This window comes from Sphingomonas albertensis (assembly GCF_014358075.1).
GTDB classification, from domain to species: domain Bacteria; phylum Pseudomonadota; class Alphaproteobacteria; order Sphingomonadales; family Sphingomonadaceae; genus Sphingomonas; species Sphingomonas albertensis.
This window is the reverse complement of sequence record NZ_JACONT010000026.1, coordinates 1-16,841: the sequence shown is the minus strand read 5'-3', so window position 1 is coordinate 16,841 and position 16,841 is coordinate 1. Positions and strand designations below refer to the sequence as shown.

The following is a 16,841-nucleotide window of genomic DNA, read 5'->3' as shown; positions in this document are numbered from 1 at the left end:
TAGCAAGGCGACCACCCAATCTCGGTCTGGCGCGTCGTCGCAGCATTGCGTCGTGTCGCCGTCAAGTTACGGCAAATACAGGAACAATCCTCCGGCTTGGCGTTTGTAGTCCTCGGAATGTACGGCACCGCGATCCACTAAATCGATCGACGGGACCGGCAGCCGCAGGACAGCAATTAGGAGGCTCATATGGTCTACGAACGCAATACCCGGGATCGTCAGTCGGGTGATTATTACGGTCGGCCGAACTCGCAGGATTATGGTCGCGATTTCCGGTCGGATGGTGGCGATTACGGTCGATCCAGCGCGCGCGATTACGCAGCAGCCGGTGAATTCGACCGCGACAACCGCGAGCGCGACGATCAGGGGAGCCGAGATCAATACGGTCGTGATCCCTATGGCCGCGAGCAGAACCGCGATCAGGGCGGGCGGGACTATCACGGTGGTCATAACGATCGCCAGCAGCCATCGGGCGGCGATCGCTATGGTCAGTCGCGTTATGGCCAGGGCTACGGCCAGCAGGGCTATGGTCGGCAGGATCCGGGCCAGCAGCGTTATGGCCAGCAGGGCTACGGCCAGCGCAACCAGGGTTCGGGCGATACCGAATATCACGGCAGCTACGCGTCGGACGGTCGCCGGTTCGAAGATGTAGGGCGCAACCGTCATGCGGACGACGACAATCGCAACCCGCAGCGTGGTGACAACCGTGGTTATGGTCGCCAGCCGCAGGGCTACGACTATGACGATCGCGGCTTTATTGCCCGCGCAGGCGACGAAGTGCGCTCGTGGTTCGGCGATGACGAGGCGGAGCGTCGTCGCGAGGCGGACGCACGCTATGACGAGCGCTCCTACGGCAACTCGGACAACCGCTCGTTCGGGAACCGGTCGTCGAACACGCACGACGATCATTATCATAGCTGGCGTAGTACGCAGATCGCGGCGCTCGACCGCGACTATGACGAGTATCGCAACGAGAACCGCTCGAAGTTCGAGAACGAGTTCTCGTCGTGGCGGACCGAGCGTCAGGGCCAGCGCAGCTCGCTGTCGCAGGTCACCGAGCATATGGAGGTCGTCGGTTCCGACGGCAGCCATGTCGGTACGGTCGACAAGGTGAAGGGCGACCGGATCCTGCTGACCAAGAACGACCGTGATGCGGGTGGCGTGCATCACTCGATCCCGTCGCGCTGGATCAAGACCGTGGATGGCAAGGTGACGCTGTCGAAGTCAGCCGATGAAGCTAAGGCGGCGTGGAAGGAAGAAGAGCGCAACTCGGCGATGTTCGACTATGGCGACCGCACCGGCGGCGACAAGAAGGACGCCGGTAATACTGGCTATGCCTCGACCGCCCAGGCTGGCAGCACGACGGGCGCGGCTTCAACCACCGGTTCGACGACCCCGGGTTCGACGACCAGCACTACATCGGACACCCCCGGCAAGTCGGGTTCGACCACGTACTAACCGCTTGAATGCTTTGGCCGGCGTCGCCTGATGCCGGCCGGCAACGAGCCCGGACGGAAACGTCCGGGCTTTTTTGCGGGTTGCGCTGCGGGTATGTTCCGCCATACCGACAACACGAATATTCTAGATAGGAGCAAGTTTATGGCCCGTGCATGGAGCCTGAGGGCACGTCCGCAAGGCATGCCGAAGCATACCGATTTTGCCATGATCGATCTCGACCAGGGGACGCTTGGCGCCGGCGAGGTCCGGATTGCGAACCGCTGGCTGTCGGTCGATCCGTACATGCGCGGGCGTATGAATGACGTGAAGAGCTATGTCCCGCCGTTCGCGCTGGGCGAGGCGATGCAGGGCGGCGCGGTCGGCGAAGTGGTCGAGAGCAAAGACGACGGCATCAAGGTCGGCGACATGGTGCTGCACATGGCGGGCTGGCGCGATGAGGCGGTGGTCCCGGCCGCGCAGGTGCAGAAGCTGCCTGCGCTCGACGTGCCTCCGCAGGCGTTTCTGGGTCAGCTCGGCATGCCGGGGATGACCGGGTATTTTGGGCTGCTTCAGGTTGCCGAGGCGAAGGCGGGCGATACGGTGTTCGTGTCGGCAGCGGCGGGCGCGGTCGGATCGACCGTCGTGCAGGTCGCGAAGGCCAAGGGCATGACGGTGATCGGCTCGGCCGGCGGCGCGGAGAAATGCGCGTGGGTGAAGTCGCTCGGTGCGGATGCGGTGATCGACTACAAGAGCGACGTGCCGGTGGTGAAGGCGCTCGGCGAGGCCGCTCCGAAAGGTATCGACGTGTATTTCGATAACGTCGGCGGCGAGCATCTCGACGCGGCGCTGGCACATGCGAACATGCATGCGCGGTTCGCGGTGTGCGGGATGATCGACGTGTATAACAGCGGGGCTGCGACGCAGCTGAAGTATCTCGCGCGGCTGATTGGTAACCGGATCCAGATCCGCGGGTTCATTGTGAGCGACTACATGAATCGCGCCGAGGAGTTCTACAAGGACGTGGGCGGGATGCTGGCGGCGGGGACGCTGAAGCGACAGGAGACCGTGCACGAGGGGCTCGAGACGATGCCGGATGCGTTCCTGGGGCTGTTTTCCGGTGGGAATACGGGGAAAATGCTCGTCAAGGTTTGAGCGGAAGCCGGCCGGGGGATGAACTTTGTGTCCCGGCCGCTTTCTTGTTCTCCCGCGAAGGCGGGAGCCCAGTCTGGGTCCCCGCCTTCGCGGGGAAACAATTTGAGCTAGGTCCCCGCTACAGCCACTTCGCCTGCTTGAACTTCACGTACAGCGCAGCGCAGACGACCCCGATCACGCCTAGCACGACGAAATACCCGTATTCCGTCTTCAACTCGGGCATATTCTCGAAGTTCATGCCGTAGATCCCGGCGATCGCGGTCGGCACGGCGAGAATGGCAGCCCAGGCGGCGAGCTGGCGGGTGATCGCGCCGGTGCGTTGTTGTTCCAGCAAATTGCTGAATTCGAACACCGAGGTCAGCACCTCGCGTAGGCCCTCGACCATCGTCTGCACCCGGCGGACGTGGTCGAGCACGTCGCTGAAATACGGTTTCGCCTCGGTATCGATGCAGGGGAGGTCGAGGCGGACGATCTTGCCCGCGACTTCGCCCATTGGTCCGAGGATGCGCTGGAAGCGGATCATTTCTCGACGCAAGCCGAAGATCCGGACGATCTCGTCGCGGCCCAGGAACGCGTCGATGGTGCGTTGTTCCATGGCCAGCACCTCGTCCTCGATGCTCTCCATGATCGGCAGGTAGCCGTCGACGACGTAATCCAGGATCGCGTGGAGGACATAGTCGACGCCGTTGATCAGCAAGGTCGGCGCGGCTTCGAGCTGTTCGCGCAGTGCCTTGTGCGACCGTGCCGAGCCGTGGCGGACGCTGATGATGTGACTGTGGCCGACGAAGATCGCGGTTTCGCCGTACTCTATCTTGTCCGCTTCGAGCTGTGCGGTCCGCGCGACCACGAACAGCTGGTCGCCGTACACGTCGACCTTGGGCAACTGGTCCGCCTTGATCGCGTCCTCCACCGCCAGCGGGTGGAGGTTGTACTGCTCCTTCAGCGTCCGCATTTCCTCGGCCGACGGGTCGCATATACCGATCCAGACGAACTCGGAGCGATCCGCCGGGCAGTCGACCTTTTCGTCGATCGAGACCGCGCGGACGCGCTTGCCATGGCGATAGAGATACGCGGCGACGACCGTCATGGAGCCTCAGGGATTACGCTAACGGGGCCGCGCCGGTATCAGAACGCCGGGAGGACCGCACCCCGATAATGCTGCTCGATGAAGGTCTTGGTGGCCGGGCTGCGCAGCGCGGCGATCAGCTTCACGACGCGCGGATCCTTCTCGCCGCCGGGCAGGCCGACGACGAAATTGACGTAGGGGCTGTTCTTGTCCTCGATCGCGAGCGCGTCGCGGACCGGATTGAGCTTGGCGTCGAGCGCGTAGTTGGTGTTGATCAGCGCGAGATCGACCTCGCCGAGCGTGCGGGGCAGGGTTGCGCCCTCCAGTTCCTTGAACTGCAGGTTCTTCGGGTTGGTGGCGATGTCGTTGAGGCTCGACAGCGGATTGTTCGGGTTCCGGAGCCTGATCAGCCCGGCCTTCTGGAGCAGCAATAGCGCCCGGCCGCCGTTGCTGGGCTCGTTCGGGATCGCGACGGTCGCGCCGTTCGGGATCTGCGCGATCGACTTCCATTTGCGCGAATAGGCGCCGAGCGGTTCGACATGGACGCCGGCATAAGTCACCAGATGCGTGCCGCGCGAGGCGTTGAACTGGTCGAGATACGGCTTGGTTTCGAAATAGCTGACGTCGATCTGCTTCTGCTCGACCTGGAGGTTGGGCTGGACGTAGTCGTTGAAGACGCGGATCTGGAGGTCGACGCCTTCCTTGGCGAGGGTCGGCTTGATCGACTCGAGGATCTCGGCGTGTGGCACCGCGGTCGCGGCGACGGTGAGCGTCTTACCGTCGTTCGTTTTCGTGCCACCGCAAGCGGCGAGCGCGAGCAGCGAGAACGAGGCGAGCAAAATGCGGCGGTTCATGGCGATTCCTAGCGGCGTTAAATCAGCGGCGGGTGAAGTGGCGTGCGAGCGCGTCGCCGGCATATTGGATGATCTGGACGAGAACGACCAGCAGCACGACGGTGACGACCATGACGTCGGTCTGAAAGCGCTGATAGCCGAAGCGGATCGCGAGATCGCCGAGCCCGCCCGCGCCGACCACGCCCGCCATCGCGGTGAACGAGACAAGCGCGACCGCGGTGACGGTGGCGCCGGCGATCAGTCCGGGCAGCGCCTCGGGGATCAGCGCGCCGGTGACGATCTGGCGCGTGGTGGCGCCCATCGCCTGCACCGCCTCGATCGTGGTGCGGTCGACTTCCTTGAGCGATCCTTCGACGAGCCGTGCGTAGAAGGGCGCGGCGCCGACGACGAGCGGGGGGATGGCGCCGGCGACGCCTAGCGAGGTGCCGACGAGCATCACGGTGAGCGGGATCATCACGATCAGCAGGATGATGAAGGGGACCGAGCGGAGGATGTTGACGATGACGCCGAGCACGGCGTTGGCGACGCGGTTCTGCGACAGGCGGCCCTGGCCGGTGAGGTAGAGCAGGACGCCGAGCGGCAGGCCGAACGCGATCGTGAGGATCAGCGATCCGCCGAGCATGATCAGCGTGTCGAGGCAGGCCTGGCCGATGTCCGACCAGTCGATGTTGGCGAAGAAGTTCATGCCGCCAGCGCCGCCAGCATGCGCCGTGTCGCGGGGTGCGTGGCGTTGGCGAAGATGTCGGTAACCTCGCCGGTCTCGACGATGCGGCCGCGTTCGAGGACGGCGACGCGGTCGCAGACGTAGCGGACGACGTCCATTTCGTGCGTGATGAGGACGATCGTCAGGCCGAGGTCCCTGTTCAGTTCGCGGAGGAGGGTCAGGACCGAGCGGGTGGTTTCGGGGTCGAGCGCGCTGGTGGCTTCGTCGCAGAGCAGTATGTCGGGATCGGTGGCGAGCGCGCGGGCGATGCCGACGCGTTGCTTCTGGCCGCCGGAGAGTTGGGCGGGGTATTTGGCGGCGTGATCGGACAGGCCTACGCGGTTCAGCAGTGCCGCTAACTTCGTCTCGCGCTCAGGCTTGGGGACGCCGGCGAGCACCAGCGGGAACGCGACGTTGGCCGCGACCGTGCGCGACGACAGCAGTCCGAAGTTCTGGAAGATCATGCCGATCCGGCGGCGTAGTGCGCGCAGGTCCGCCGCCGACAACGCGGCTACGTCGACGCCATCGACGTCAACCCGGCCTGAAGTCGGGCGTTCGAGTGCGTTGATCAGCCGGATCAGCGTCGACTTGCCCGCGCCGGACTGGCCGATGACGCCGAACACGCCGCGTGCGGGAATTTCGAGCGACACGCCGTCCAGAGCTGCTGCCTCGCTTGCCGGGTAGGTTTTGACGACGTCGATCAGGCGGATCATGTGGTGCCCATGACCTGCGTCGCAAACCGCTCCATTTCCTCGGCCTGCGGGCTCATCTGGAGCAGCAGCAGGTCGAGACCGGCGGCTTCGTACTCGGCGATACGCTCCTTCAGCTGCTCGGGCGTGCCGACCAGGTTGGGGCGCAGGCCGCGGTTGGAGACGGAGTATTCCTGGATCTTCAACTCGCGTTCGAGCTGCGTGCCCGACAGCCACTGGTCGAAGTTCGCGTAGCCTGCGGGGAGCTCGGTGACGCTGGTGATGCGGTCGAGCTCGCGCTTGGCCTCCGCCTCGCTGTCGCGGACGATCGCATAGGCGGCCATGCCGTATTGCATCGGCGCGCCGCCAGCCGCTTCGCGTCGCGCCGCCATATCGGCGATTTTCGGTGCAATCGCCTCCGCCGGGTCGCCGTGCATGACGTACGCGTCGCACTGCGCTGCGATCATCGCCTTGGCCTTCTCGCTCTCGCCGCCGGCATAGACGGTTGGGCGCTTGGCGGGCTTGGGTGAGCAGATCGCCTGTTCGGTGGTGTAGAACTGGCCCGCGAAGTCTAAGCGCTCCTGCGTCCACAACCCATCGACGACGGTCAGCCATTCGGCGGTGCGCGCGTAGCGATCGTCGTGCTGGTCGAACTGGAGGCCGTATTGCTTGGCCTCGTCCGCCCACCAGGACGACACGACGTTGAGCGCGAGCCGCCCGCCCGAGATCCGGTCGATGTTCGCCGCGGCCTTGGCGAACAGCGCGGGGTGGTGGAAGTTCGGGCGGACCGCGACCATCAGCTCAATGCTGTCGGTCACCGCCGCGAGCGCCGCCGCGGTAGACCATGCGTCGAGCGCGGGCTGTTCGATGCCTTTGATATCGTTGAGGTTCAGCTCGGCGATCAGCGTCAGGTCATATCCCCAGCGCTCGGCATTCTGCGTCAGCGCCTTGGTGTACGCCCAGCTCGCCTCCATCCCCTCGTCGGGGACATTGCGAAGCCAGCCGCCGAAGACGGGAGTCCAGTAACCGTAGCGCATCAGCGGGCCTTTTCGATCTGTTCGATCAGGTAATCGACGAGCCGGTCGTGGGGATCCCAGCCGAGCGTTTCGAGGGGCTTGGCGACGAAGTTTGACAGCGCGTTGATGTCGTAGAAGCGCGCCACGCCGTCGCGATCGTCGATCATGACTTCCACGCCACCTACGTCGAGATCGACCGCGCGGGCGATCGCTTCGGCGGCGTCCTTCAGCGTATGCGAGGGCTCGACCGCTGCCATCTTGATGCCCGAGCCGGGGACGACGCACGCATCCGCGGGGCAGAGATCGAACGCGCCGCCGCCGGCGACTTCGATCGCGTAGAGGTATTTGCGGTCGAGCGTCTCGATCCGGGTGATCGTGCCGTCGCGGACGGGGACGTATTCCTGGACCAGCAGCACGCCGTCGACGCTGCTTGGGAGGTCTGCGTCGGCGACGGCGGTGCGCAGTTCGTCGAGGCTGTCGAAGCGGATGATGCCTGCGCCGGATCCGCCGATGTTCGCCTTCAAGACCAGAGGGAAGCGGAGCGTCTGCGCGGCGGGGACGACGTCGGCGGCGCGGTGGACGACACGCGTTTCCGGGATCGCGAGGCCGAGCGAGGCGATCAGCGACAACTGCCGCGCCTTCGAGGCGTCGATCGCGAGCACGTCGGTGCCGTTGATCACGCGCGCGCCAGTGCGGCGCCAGTGATCGAGCATCGCCATCGTGTCGAAGATCGGATGCTCATCGTTGCGCAGAAAGCTCGACATCGCGATGCGGTTGAAGACGACGGGGGCGGGGGCGCTCTGGTCGGCGGGGTTCCAGAAGCCGTCGGGCGTCGCGCGGGTGAACGCGACGCCGCGGCGGTCGAGCGCGGCGAACAGCGGTTCGAACCAGAGCGGGTGCTCGTAGAGAATGGCAAGATCGGTCATCGTGCCCCGGATACGCATTGCGCACGGGCGTGCAAACCCAAGCAAAACTTTGCCGCGCGCAATATCGTGTCGCGGGGCCGCTGACAGCGAGTGGAGGACGCGGTAGCGTGGCGGATGATCTCCAGATTCGTCACGCTCGCTCTTGCCGTTCTCGGCGCGGTTTCCGTCTCGGCGCAGGAGGCTCCGCCTGCGCCGCCGCCCGCCGTGCCGGCGACCGTCTCGATCGTGATGACGACGAGCGAGGGGCCGATCACGCTGGCGCTGGAAAAGGAGCGCGCGCCGCTGACGACCGCGAATTTCCTGCGCTATGTCGATGAGAAGCGGCTCGACGGGGTGACGTTCTACCGGGCGATGAAGCTGGGCGCGGAGGCGGGGCTGATCCAGGGTGGGCCCCAGGGCGATCCGAAGCGTATCCTGAAGCCTGTTCCGCACGAGCCGACCACCACCACGGGGCTGTCGCACGTCGATGGCACGATCTCGCTCGCGCGGTTCGCGCCGGGGAGTGCGACGGCGGACTTTTTCATTACGGTCGGGCCGGTGCTGTCGCTCGATGCGAACCCGGCGGGGACTGGGGACACGGCGGGGTTCGCGGCGTTCGGGCATGTCGTCGAGGGGATGGATGTGGTGAAGCGCATTCTTGCTGCGCCGACTTCGCCGACTGCCGGGGTTGGGGTGATGAAGGGGCAGATGATTGCTGCGCCGGTTAAGGTACTGACGGTGCGGCGGGTTAAGTAGGGAAAGACCTTACATCGCCCTTAAATCTAACCACCCCGGCGAAGGCCGGGGCCCAGTTGGGGGACGTCGCCAACTAAGCGCTGCATTTCGTTACTGCGACCCTTCCAACTGGGCCCCGGCCTTCGCCGGGGTGGTGGCTGGTAGCGTAGTCTATCGTGAACCAAACTTGTTTCCCCGCGGAGGCGGGGACCCAGACTGGGCTCCCGCCTTCGCGGGAGAACAAGGAAGCGGGTGGTGCCGCCAGGCGAGTGCTTCTCAGGCCGGCGCCATCACCCGGATGATCCCGGCCGCGACCTTCGCCGTCACCGGGGTCTTCGCCAGCACTTCCCCGTCGATCGAGATCGGCAGTGGCGGAATGGTGTTGATCTTCAGGCTCTTGCCCCGAAAGTCGCGCACCTTTTCGTGGCGGGACTCGAGCCGGAACACGCTGGAGACCCAGTTCTGCACCAGCCGCCGCTTCACGTGGCCCATCACCGCCTGCACCACGATCTCGCCCGAATCGACCGCCGCGGCATCCACCAGTTCGGTGCCGCCATGATAGGGCCCGTTCGAGATCCGTACCTCGACGACGCGGATCTTCACCGCGGTCGGGCCTTCGCCGACGATCAGCGTGAACGGCCGGAAGCGTAGATATTGATACGTCGCCCAAGCCAGATAACCGACCTTGCCGAAGACCTTCTTCAACCCGTGCGGGACCGTCTCGGCGATCTTCGGGCTGATGCCCATCGCCGCGCAGTTCGCGAAATAATCGCCGTCGATCATGCCGAGATCGATCCGGCGCGGCTTGCCTGTGCGGATGACCTCGACGGCGCCTTCGACGTTCAGGGGGATGCCGAGCGTGCGTGCGAAGCTGTTGGCGGTGCCGAGCGGGAGCACGCCGAGGATCACGTCGTGGCCGACCATCAGGTCGACCAGCCCGCTGACCGTGCCGTCGCCGCCGCCCAGAATCAGCAGGTCCGGCTTCTTCGCCAGCGCCCGCAAGACCGTCGCCTCCAGTTCCTTCGGATCATCGACTGCGTGCGCGTCGACCTCGTAGGGCAGCCCCGACATTGCCGAGCAGGCACGCTTGAACAGCTTCTGCCCCTTGCGCGACTTCGCGTTGACGACGAGCGCGGCAGACGTGATCGTATCGTTCGACATAAGGCCCCCAACGCACGGTATGCGGTTTCGCACCCGTAAAGCTCTCGCGTAAAGCTTGATCCGCCCGCGGTCATCCCGCAAAGCCCGCCGCATGACCGCAAGCTATCCCGCGCTTCGCCTCCGTCGCACCCGCGCCTCCGCCTGGAGCCGCCGCCTCCATGCCGAGACCGTGCTGACCCCCGCCGACCTGATCTGGCCGCTGTTCGTCGCCGACGGGGAGGGGGTCGAGCAACCGATCGCCAGCCTGCCAAGCGTGTCGCGCTGGTCGGTCGACGGGATCGTCGCGCGGGGCCGCGAGGCGCGCGACCTCGGCATCCCGTGCATCGCGCTGTTCCCCTACACGCAGCCCGAGCGCCGCACCGACGACGGGCGCGAAGCGCTGAACCCCGACAATCTGATGTGCCAGGCGATCCGCGCGCTGAAGGACGCGGTGCCCGAGGTCGGCGTGCTGACCGATGTCGCGCTCGATCCGTACACCAGCCACGGCCATGACGGGCTGGTCGATGCGGCGGGCTATGTCGTCAACGACACGACCGCCGAGATGCTGGTCGCGCAGGCTTTGAACCAGGCGAGGGCGGGCGCGGACATCATCGCGCCGTCGGACATGATGGACGGCCGGATCGGCATGATCCGCAGCGCGCTCGAAGGGGAGTCGCACCACAACGTCCAGATCATGTCCTACGCCGCCAAATATGCGAGCGCGTTCTACGGGCCGTTCCGCGATGCGGTCGGCTCGCGCGGGCTGCTGAAGGGCGACAAGAAGACGTACCAGATGGACAATGCCAACGCCGAGGAAGCGCTGCGCGAGGTCGCGATGGACCTGGCGGAGGGCGCCGACACGGTGATGGTCAAGCCCGGCCTGCCGTATCTCGACATCATCGTCCGCGTTCGCCAAGCGTTCGAGGTGCCGGTGTTCGCGTACCAGGTGTCGGGCGAGTACGCGATGATCGAGCACGCCGTCGCCGCGGGCGCGGCCGAGCGCGACGTGATGGTGCTGGAGACGCTGATGTCGTTCAAGCGCGCGGGTTGCTCGGGCGTGCTGACGTACCACGCGGCGCACGCGGCCAAATTGCTGAATGGCTGAGTTTCGGCTTGAAACCGAGCGGCTGATCCTGCGATCGTGGCGCGACGAGGATATCGATGCGTTCGCGGCGATGGGACAGGACGCCGAGGTGATGGCGCATCTCGGCGGAGTCGTCGATCGCGATCACGCGGCGGCGGACATCGCGCGCCAGCAGGCCGTCGAGCGCGAGCAGGGGCGATGCTTCTGGGCCTTGGAGCGCCGGGCGGATCAGCGGTTCATCGGGTTTTGCGGGCTGCGGCACGGCGGACATCCGGGAACACCGGTCGCGAGCGAATTGGAGATTGGCTGGCGGCTGGCGCGGCACGCGTGGGGGCAGGGCTATGCGCGCGAGGCCGCGGCGGCGTGCCTGGCCGACGGTTTTGCAACCACCGACTATCCGCGCATCACGGCGTGGACCGTGCCTGCTAATACCGCATCCTGGGGCCTGATGATCCGTATCGGGATGCGACGGCGTCCAGACCTGGATTTCGATCATCCGCGTTTCGCCGACGGGCACCCGCTACGCCGGCACTGGGTCCATGCGATAGATCGCCCCGCCGATGCCGCTCCGTCGGGGGTCCAGTAATCCATGTCTGAAACCCCACTGATGGCGCGCTGGTGCCGGACGATGTTCGTGGCGACGATCCTGACGGGATCGTTCCTGCTGTTTCTCGTCCAGCCGATGGTCGCACGGATGGCGTTGCCGCGGCTGGGCGGCGCGCCGGCAGTGTGGAACTCGGCGATGCTGGTGTACCAGGCGTTGCTGCTCGCGGGCTATGCGTACGCGCATTGGCTCGGGCGGGTGCGACCGCGCGCGCAGGCGGCGATCCACCTCGGCGTGCTGATCGTCGCGGCTTTGTGGCTGCCGATCGGGCTGGTCGCGATGGCGCCGTCGGCGGAGGCGCAGCCGGCGCTCTGGGTGCCCTGGCTGCTCGGGCTGTCGATCGGACCGTTGTTCTTCGCGGTCTCCGCGCAGGCGCCGCTGATCCAGCGCTGGTTCAGTGCGGCGAGCGGCGGCGGCGATCCCTATGCGCTGTATGCCGCGTCCAATCTGGGCAGTTTCGCAGGGCTGATCGCGTACCCGTTACTGGTCGAGCCGCTGATGGCGGTCCACGGTCAGAGCTTGCTGTGGAGCGGCGGCTATCTGCTGCTGATCATGCTGGTGCTCGCCTGTGCCACCCGCCTGCCCAGGACCGCGGCGGTCGACCACGTCGCGGCGACCAGCCCGCCGCCGGGTGCCAAGCGGATCGCGCACTGGATCGCGCTTGCGCTCGTGCCCTCGGGGATGATGCTGGCGACATCGACCTATATCTCGACCGATATCGTCGCGATGCCGTTGCTGTGGGTGATCCCGCTCGGGCTGTATCTGCTGAGCTTCAGCGTGGCGTTCGCGAACGATCGCTGGCTCGCCGACCTGCTGACGCGGATCGCGCCGATCACGATCCTGCTGTTCGGCGGCATCATCATGGGCGGCATGAACGAGCGCCCGTTCTTCAGTGCAGCCATCGCGCTGGTGCTGCTGTTCATGATCTCGGTCGCGCTGCACACCGCGCTGTACCGCAAGCGCCCCGCGCCCGATCGGCTGACCGGCTTCTACCTCGCGATGTCGGCGGGCGGTGCGCTCGGCGGGGTGTTCGCCGCGCTGGTCGCGCCGGTGGTGTTCGACTGGACCTATGAATATCCGCTGTTGATCCTGGCTGCGGGGGCTCTGGTGCCGCAGATGTATCTGCTCGGCCAGTTCCGGAACATCTGGATGGCGAAGGGGCGGACCCGGTGGATCGCGCTCGCGGCGATCACCGTCGTGGTGGCGGTCGTCGCGGGATTGCGGATCACCGATCCCAGCGCGGTGTTCGACGAGAGCCGGCAGGGCCTCGATTTCCTCGTCATCGCCGCGCTGGGCTTTGCCGTGATCGGCGCGCGCCTGCCGTACATGATCGTGCTGGCCGGCTCGCTGGTCCTGTTCGGCGGCTATCGCGCGCTCGAACTCTCGATCGATCCGGGCGCGCGGGTACGAAGCTATTTCGGCGTCTATACGGTCCGCGACGAGCCCGGACCCAATGGCGGCCTGCGCGAGCTCGATCACGGCACGACCGTGCACGGCATCCAGTTGCGGGGTTCTCCCGGGCGCGAGCGGACGCCGACCACCTATTACGCGGCCGGCTCGGGCGTCGGGCAGGCGATGCAGGCCGCGCCCGCGCTGTACGGCCCGCGCGCGCGGATCGGCGTCGTCGGGCTCGGGACGGGCACGCTGTCGTGTTACGCACGGCCGGGCCAGCGCTGGCGCTTCTACGAGATCGACCCGGCGGTGGTGCGGATCGCGCGCGACACCGGCCAGTTTACCTATCTGTCGCGGTGCCTGCCGAACCCGGAGATCCGGATGGGCGACGCCCGCGTAGCGCTTGCGCACGATGCGTCGAACAGCCTCGATCTGCTCGCCCTGGATGCGTTCTCGTCGGATTCGGTGCCGATGCACCTGATGACGCGCGAGGCGTTCGCGACCTATGGCCGGGTGCTTGCGCGCGACGGATTGCTGCTGGTGCATATCTCCAACCGGTTCATCGATCTCGAACCTGTGATCGCGGCGGCGGCGCGGGAGGGCGGCTGGATCGCGGTCGGGCTGAAATACCGCCCGTCGAGCCTGCTGGTCGACCGCGCCTCGGCGTCGGACTGGGTGGCGCTGTCGCGCGATCCGCGGGGGATCGCGGCGTTGCGTGCGAAGGATCTGGATTGGACCGTGCTGACGCCGCGCGAGGGCTTTGCGGCGTGGACCGACGATTACTCGACGATCCTGCCGTTGCTGAAGGGGTTTTAGGTTCGTGATCCTCCCCCGCAAGGGGGAGGTAGCTGGCGCTTGCCAGACGGAGGGGGAGGTCGGGGCAACCGCCGTTCCGTGTCCTCCCCCTCCGTCGCTTCGCGCCACCTCCCCCTGGCGGGGGAGGATCGAGAAGATGTGCTTACGCCGCGGGCATACTAGCCTGGATGCGGCCGATCGTTTCGCTCTGGCGATCGGTCTCCGCCTGCGCCTTTGTCCGGATCGTCGCGAGCGCGGGATAATCCGGTTGCAGCTTCGCCGCGCGGTCGGTCGCGAGCGCCTCGATATCGGTCACCAGCGACGAGCTCTGCGCGCGCCAGTCGTCGAGCCCGGCGAGCGCGGTCTGCGCGGTGATCCACGCATCGCTGCCGACCGCCGCACCGCGCGCCGACCGTGCCAGCGCCTCCGCCTTCGCCGCATCGCGCGTGAAGCCCGTCGTGATCGCATCGAGCTTGCCCGAGATCGCCGCGATCTTCTTGTCGAGCGCCGGATCGGGTGCCGCGACCGTCGTCTTCACCTCGGGCTCGGCGAACCCGAGCTTCTCGACCGGGCGCAGACCGAGCGACGGGTAAGTGTTCGGATCCTTGCTGCACGCGCCGGTTGCGAGAACCCCGGTTGCGGAGACCAGTGCGAACGATGCGAAGCGGAGCGAAAAGGCGTGTTTCATGTCCGCCGCTCTATGCCGGCCGGCGCTCGTGCACAACTTTCTCGCGGCAAACCCTTGCGCCCCCGAAAATGCCTGCTATCAGCGCCCCTCCAGTGCACCCATAGCTCAGCTGGATAGAGCATCAGACTACGAATCTGAGGGTCGGGCGTTCGAATCGCTCTGGGTGCACCAGGATTTTCCGCTTCATAGCGGGCTTGTCGAACCGGACACGGGACGGCGATGCACCCATAGCTCAGCTGGATAGAGCATCAGACTACGAATCTGAGGGTCGGGCGTTCGAATCGCTCTGGGTGCACCATTCTTCATCATCGGGCCTTCACCCACGCGGCGATGCGATCGAGCAATCGTGACGTCGCATCGACGCGTCCGCCGCATTGCAGGAAGGCGTGGATCATGCCGTCGAACCGGTGGTGATCGACCGTAACGCCGGCTTCGCGCAGGCGTCGGCCGTACGCTTCGCCTTCGTCACGCAGCGGGTCGTTCTCGCATGTGACGAGCAGGGTCGGGGGCAGGGCGCTCAGGTCCTCCGCGAGGATCGGTGATGCACGCGGATCGGTCCGTGCGTCCGGCGATGCGAGGTACAGGTCGATCTGCCGCTCCAGCGAGGCGGCGTCGATGACGTTGCCATCCTCGCTTTTGCGCGACTCATAGTCGGTTTCGCTGCGCAGGTCGGTGTTCGGGTAGAGCAGGATCTGGCCGCTCAGCGCCGGGGCGTTTTCCGCAATGGCGCGTGCGGCGAGGGTGGTTGCGAGCGTGCCGCCGATGCTGTCGCCCGACACGACGAACCGCGATGCGTCGATATCGAGCGCTGCGGCTTGCGCGACGAGCCCCGTCAAGGCCGTCCAGCTATCGTCGAGCTGCGCGGGAAAGTGGTGTTCGGGTGCGAGGCGATAGGCGGGTGCGGCGACCAGCCGGCCGGTGCGGTTTGCCAGTGCTCGCAACGCCGGGTCGTGACTGTCGATCGACCCCGCAATCGCCCCGCCGCCGTGGATGTGGAGCAGCAGCGGCAAGGGCCCCGGCTTCGGCCGATACAGGCGGACGACCAGCGGCCCCGTTTCGGACGGCAGCAGGAGGTGCGTGATCGCGTGCACCGGTTCGGGTTCGCCCGAAAACGTCTTGAGCAGGGCCGTCTGATAGCGGAAATCCGCCAGCCACTGCGCGTCGTTCGCCATGGGGTCGGCGTCCGGCGCCAGTGTTGCGATCGTCTCGAGTATCGTCCGGGCCTGAGGATCCACCTGCATCTCCTTTGGGCGTGGGACGTTCGACGGTTGCGACGGGTTCCCGCACGCGCGCACTGCGACTTTGGACATGGCGGCGCGTTCGGCCCACAACAGACATGAAGGAGATCGTGATGAAGCGGACGGGCAAGGGCTTGATTGGTGGTGCGGTGCTGGCGGCAATGTCGGGGATCGGGCTGTCGCTCTATTCGAGCCGGGTCGCGCGCAAGGCCGAGGAACTGGTGCCCGCGGAGGGCCGCTTCCTCGATGTCGCGGGCGCACGGCTGCACTATCTCGACGTCGGCTCCGGTCCGACGATCGTCATGGTGCATGGGCTTGGCGGGCAGTTGCGCAATTTCAGCTATGCGCTCGTCGACCAGCTGAAGGACGAATATCGCGTGATCGTCGTCGATCGGCCGGGGTCGGGCTATTCGGTCGCGACCGGCGCCACGACGCCGGGGATCATCGCGCAGGGGGCGATCATCGCCGATTTCATCCAGAAGCTCGGGCTCGATCGGCCGTTGTTCGTCGGCCATTCGCTGGGTGGCGCGATCGGGCTGGCAGTGGGCCTCGACCATCCGCATCTGGTCCGCGCTCTCGCGCTGATCGCGCCGCTGACGCAGCCGCTGGAGCAGGTGCCTGAGAGTTTCCGTGGTCTGGCGCGGATTCCGTCGGGTGCGCGCCTGGCGTTCGCGCAGGTGCTGGGCACGCCGCTGAGTCGCCTGACCGCGAAGAAGACGCTCGAGGGTGTGTTTGCGCCGGAAGCGGTCCCGGAGGATTTCGTGACGCGGGGCGGGGGTGCTCTGTCGGCGCGGCCGATCGCGATTGCGGCGGCGGCGGCGGATCTGGCTGGCGCGAACGACGACGTGAAGGCGATGGTCGGGCGGTATGCGGAGATCGGCGTGCCGACGCGGATCTTGTTCGGGCGGCAGGATGCGATCCTCGATCCGGCGTGGAACGGTCACCGGACCGCGGCGGTGGTTCCGGGCGCGAAGATCGACACGATCGAGGGCGGGCACATGATCCCGATCACTGCGCCTGAGGCGTGTGCGCGGTTTGTGAGGGCTGCGTTCGCGGCTGCCTGAGGGTGATAGAATAAACCCACCTGACACCAACACGGCACCACCCCGGCAAAGGCCGGGGCCCAGTTGGAAAGGTGGATGTAATGGAGCGCCCCGCTCCGTTAGCTGCCATCCCCACCTGGGCCCCGGCTTTCGCCGGGGTGGGGGTAGTGTAGTCGGCGCCGAGAAGTCGGAAATCTACGACACCTCCCGCTGCCTTGTTCTCCCGCGAAGGCGGGAGTCCAGTCTGGGCCCCCGCCTTCGCGGGGGAACAGGCTTTGGGGCCGCGTTAACCCGCAACAC

At 66.3% G+C, this 16,841-nt stretch carries 16 protein-coding genes and 2 tRNA genes; 9 read left to right on the top strand and 9 right to left on the bottom strand.

Annotated elements, in window-relative coordinates; translation table 11 throughout:
- Positions 1–189 precede the first annotated feature (189 nt).
- Both H8S47_RS12400 and H8S47_RS12395 read left to right on the top strand, forming a co-directional pair.
- Positions 190–1,458: a DUF2171 domain-containing protein gene (locus H8S47_RS12400; RefSeq protein WP_187504171.1), complete on the top strand. Its 1,269-nt coding sequence runs from the start codon at positions 190–192 to the stop codon at positions 1,456–1,458.
- A 141-nt stretch (positions 1,459–1,599) separates the two neighbouring features.
- Complete coding sequence (locus H8S47_RS12395; protein WP_187504170.1) at positions 1,600–2,589, top strand: NADP-dependent oxidoreductase; 990 nt, start codon at positions 1,600–1,602, stop codon at positions 2,587–2,589.
- Between the two features lie 118 nt (positions 2,590–2,707).
- On the opposite strand, the gene H8S47_RS12390 is transcribed toward H8S47_RS12395, so the two are convergent.
- The 6 genes from H8S47_RS12390 to H8S47_RS12365 are packed head-to-tail and all read right to left on the bottom strand — an operon-like array spanning position 2,708 to position 7,843.
- The gene (locus H8S47_RS12390; RefSeq protein WP_187504169.1) at positions 2,708–3,676 is read right to left on the bottom strand and encodes a magnesium and cobalt transport protein CorA; all 969 of its coding nucleotides are present in this window, start codon (positions 3,674–3,676) and stop codon (positions 2,708–2,710) included.
- A 38-nt stretch (positions 3,677–3,714) separates the two neighbouring features.
- Positions 3,715–4,509 carry a MetQ/NlpA family ABC transporter substrate-binding protein gene (locus H8S47_RS12385; RefSeq protein WP_187504168.1) on the bottom strand — a complete coding sequence of 265 codons (795 nt, stop codon included), beginning with the start codon at positions 4,507–4,509 and terminating at the stop codon, positions 3,715–3,717.
- A gap of 22 nt (positions 4,510–4,531) precedes the next feature.
- On the bottom strand, positions 4,532–5,194 hold the full coding sequence (locus tag H8S47_RS12380) for a methionine ABC transporter permease (RefSeq protein ID WP_187504167.1): 663 nt from the start codon (positions 5,192–5,194) through the stop codon (positions 4,532–4,534).
- Positions 5,191–5,925, bottom strand: a complete 735-nt coding sequence (locus tag H8S47_RS12375; RefSeq protein WP_187504166.1) for a methionine ABC transporter ATP-binding protein — start codon at positions 5,923–5,925, stop codon at positions 5,191–5,193. Before H8S47_RS12375 ends, H8S47_RS12380 begins: the two co-directional genes overlap by 4 nt.
- A complete protein-coding gene (locus tag H8S47_RS12370) occupies positions 5,922–6,938 on the bottom strand; it encodes an LLM class flavin-dependent oxidoreductase (RefSeq protein ID WP_187504165.1) in 1,017 nt (338 codons plus the stop codon). The genes H8S47_RS12375 and H8S47_RS12370 overlap by 4 nt, the downstream gene beginning before the upstream one ends.
- Positions 6,938–7,843 (bottom strand): ATP-grasp domain-containing protein, encoded by a 906-nt coding sequence (locus tag H8S47_RS12365; RefSeq protein ID WP_187504164.1) that lies wholly within the window; start codon positions 7,841–7,843, stop codon positions 6,938–6,940. The genes H8S47_RS12370 and H8S47_RS12365 overlap by 1 nt, the downstream gene beginning before the upstream one ends.
- Positions 7,844–7,957: 114 nt before the next feature.
- Between H8S47_RS12365 and H8S47_RS12360 the strand changes: the two genes are divergently transcribed.
- Positions 7,958–8,578: a peptidylprolyl isomerase gene (locus H8S47_RS12360; protein WP_187504163.1), complete on the top strand. Its 621-nt coding sequence runs from the start codon at positions 7,958–7,960 to the stop codon at positions 8,576–8,578.
- A gap of 255 nt (positions 8,579–8,833) precedes the next feature.
- On the opposite strand, the gene H8S47_RS12355 is transcribed toward H8S47_RS12360, so the two are convergent.
- A complete protein-coding gene (locus tag H8S47_RS12355) occupies positions 8,834–9,718 on the bottom strand; it encodes a diacylglycerol/lipid kinase family protein (RefSeq protein WP_187504162.1) in 885 nt (294 codons plus the stop codon).
- 91 nt (positions 9,719–9,809) lie between these two features.
- Between H8S47_RS12355 and hemB the strand changes: the two genes are divergently transcribed.
- From hemB to H8S47_RS12340, 3 genes are read left to right on the top strand one after another with little or no spacing between them, the layout of a single operon-like run.
- Entirely contained in the window at positions 9,810–10,802 is a 993-nt protein-coding gene (hemB, locus tag H8S47_RS12350; RefSeq protein ID WP_187504161.1) for a porphobilinogen synthase, read from the top strand.
- Complete coding sequence (locus H8S47_RS12345) at positions 10,795–11,367, top strand: GNAT family N-acetyltransferase (RefSeq protein WP_187504160.1); 573 nt, start codon at positions 10,795–10,797, stop codon at positions 11,365–11,367. The genes hemB and H8S47_RS12345 overlap by 8 nt, the downstream gene beginning before the upstream one ends.
- A 3-nt stretch (positions 11,368–11,370) precedes the next feature.
- Positions 11,371–13,593 (top strand): spermidine synthase, encoded by a 2,223-nt coding sequence (locus H8S47_RS12340; RefSeq protein ID WP_187504159.1) that lies wholly within the window; start codon positions 11,371–11,373, stop codon positions 13,591–13,593.
- A gap of 142 nt (positions 13,594–13,735) precedes the next feature.
- Here H8S47_RS12340 and H8S47_RS12335 read toward each other — a convergent pair whose 3' ends face one another.
- Entirely contained in the window at positions 13,736–14,260 is a 525-nt protein-coding gene (locus tag H8S47_RS12335; RefSeq protein WP_235982842.1) for a hypothetical protein, read from the bottom strand.
- Positions 14,261–14,354: 94 nt separating this feature from the next.
- On the opposite strand from H8S47_RS12335, the gene H8S47_RS12330 reads away from it, so the two are divergent.
- Positions 14,355–14,431: transfer RNA gene (locus H8S47_RS12330), tRNA-Arg, on the top strand.
- A 50-nt stretch (positions 14,432–14,481) separates the two neighbouring features.
- Positions 14,482–14,558, top strand: a tRNA-Arg gene (locus H8S47_RS12325).
- Positions 14,559–14,565: 7 nt separating this feature from the next.
- Here H8S47_RS12325 and H8S47_RS12320 read toward each other — a convergent pair.
- Positions 14,566–15,495: an alpha/beta hydrolase gene (locus H8S47_RS12320; RefSeq protein WP_187504158.1), complete on the bottom strand. Its 930-nt coding sequence runs from the start codon at positions 15,493–15,495 to the stop codon at positions 14,566–14,568.
- A gap of 116 nt (positions 15,496–15,611) precedes the next feature.
- Here H8S47_RS12320 and H8S47_RS12315 point away from each other — a divergent pair, with 116 nt between their 5' ends.
- A complete protein-coding gene (locus H8S47_RS12315) occupies positions 15,612–16,562 on the top strand; it encodes an alpha/beta fold hydrolase (protein WP_187504157.1) in 951 nt (316 codons plus the stop codon).
- Positions 16,563–16,841 lie beyond the last annotated feature (279 nt).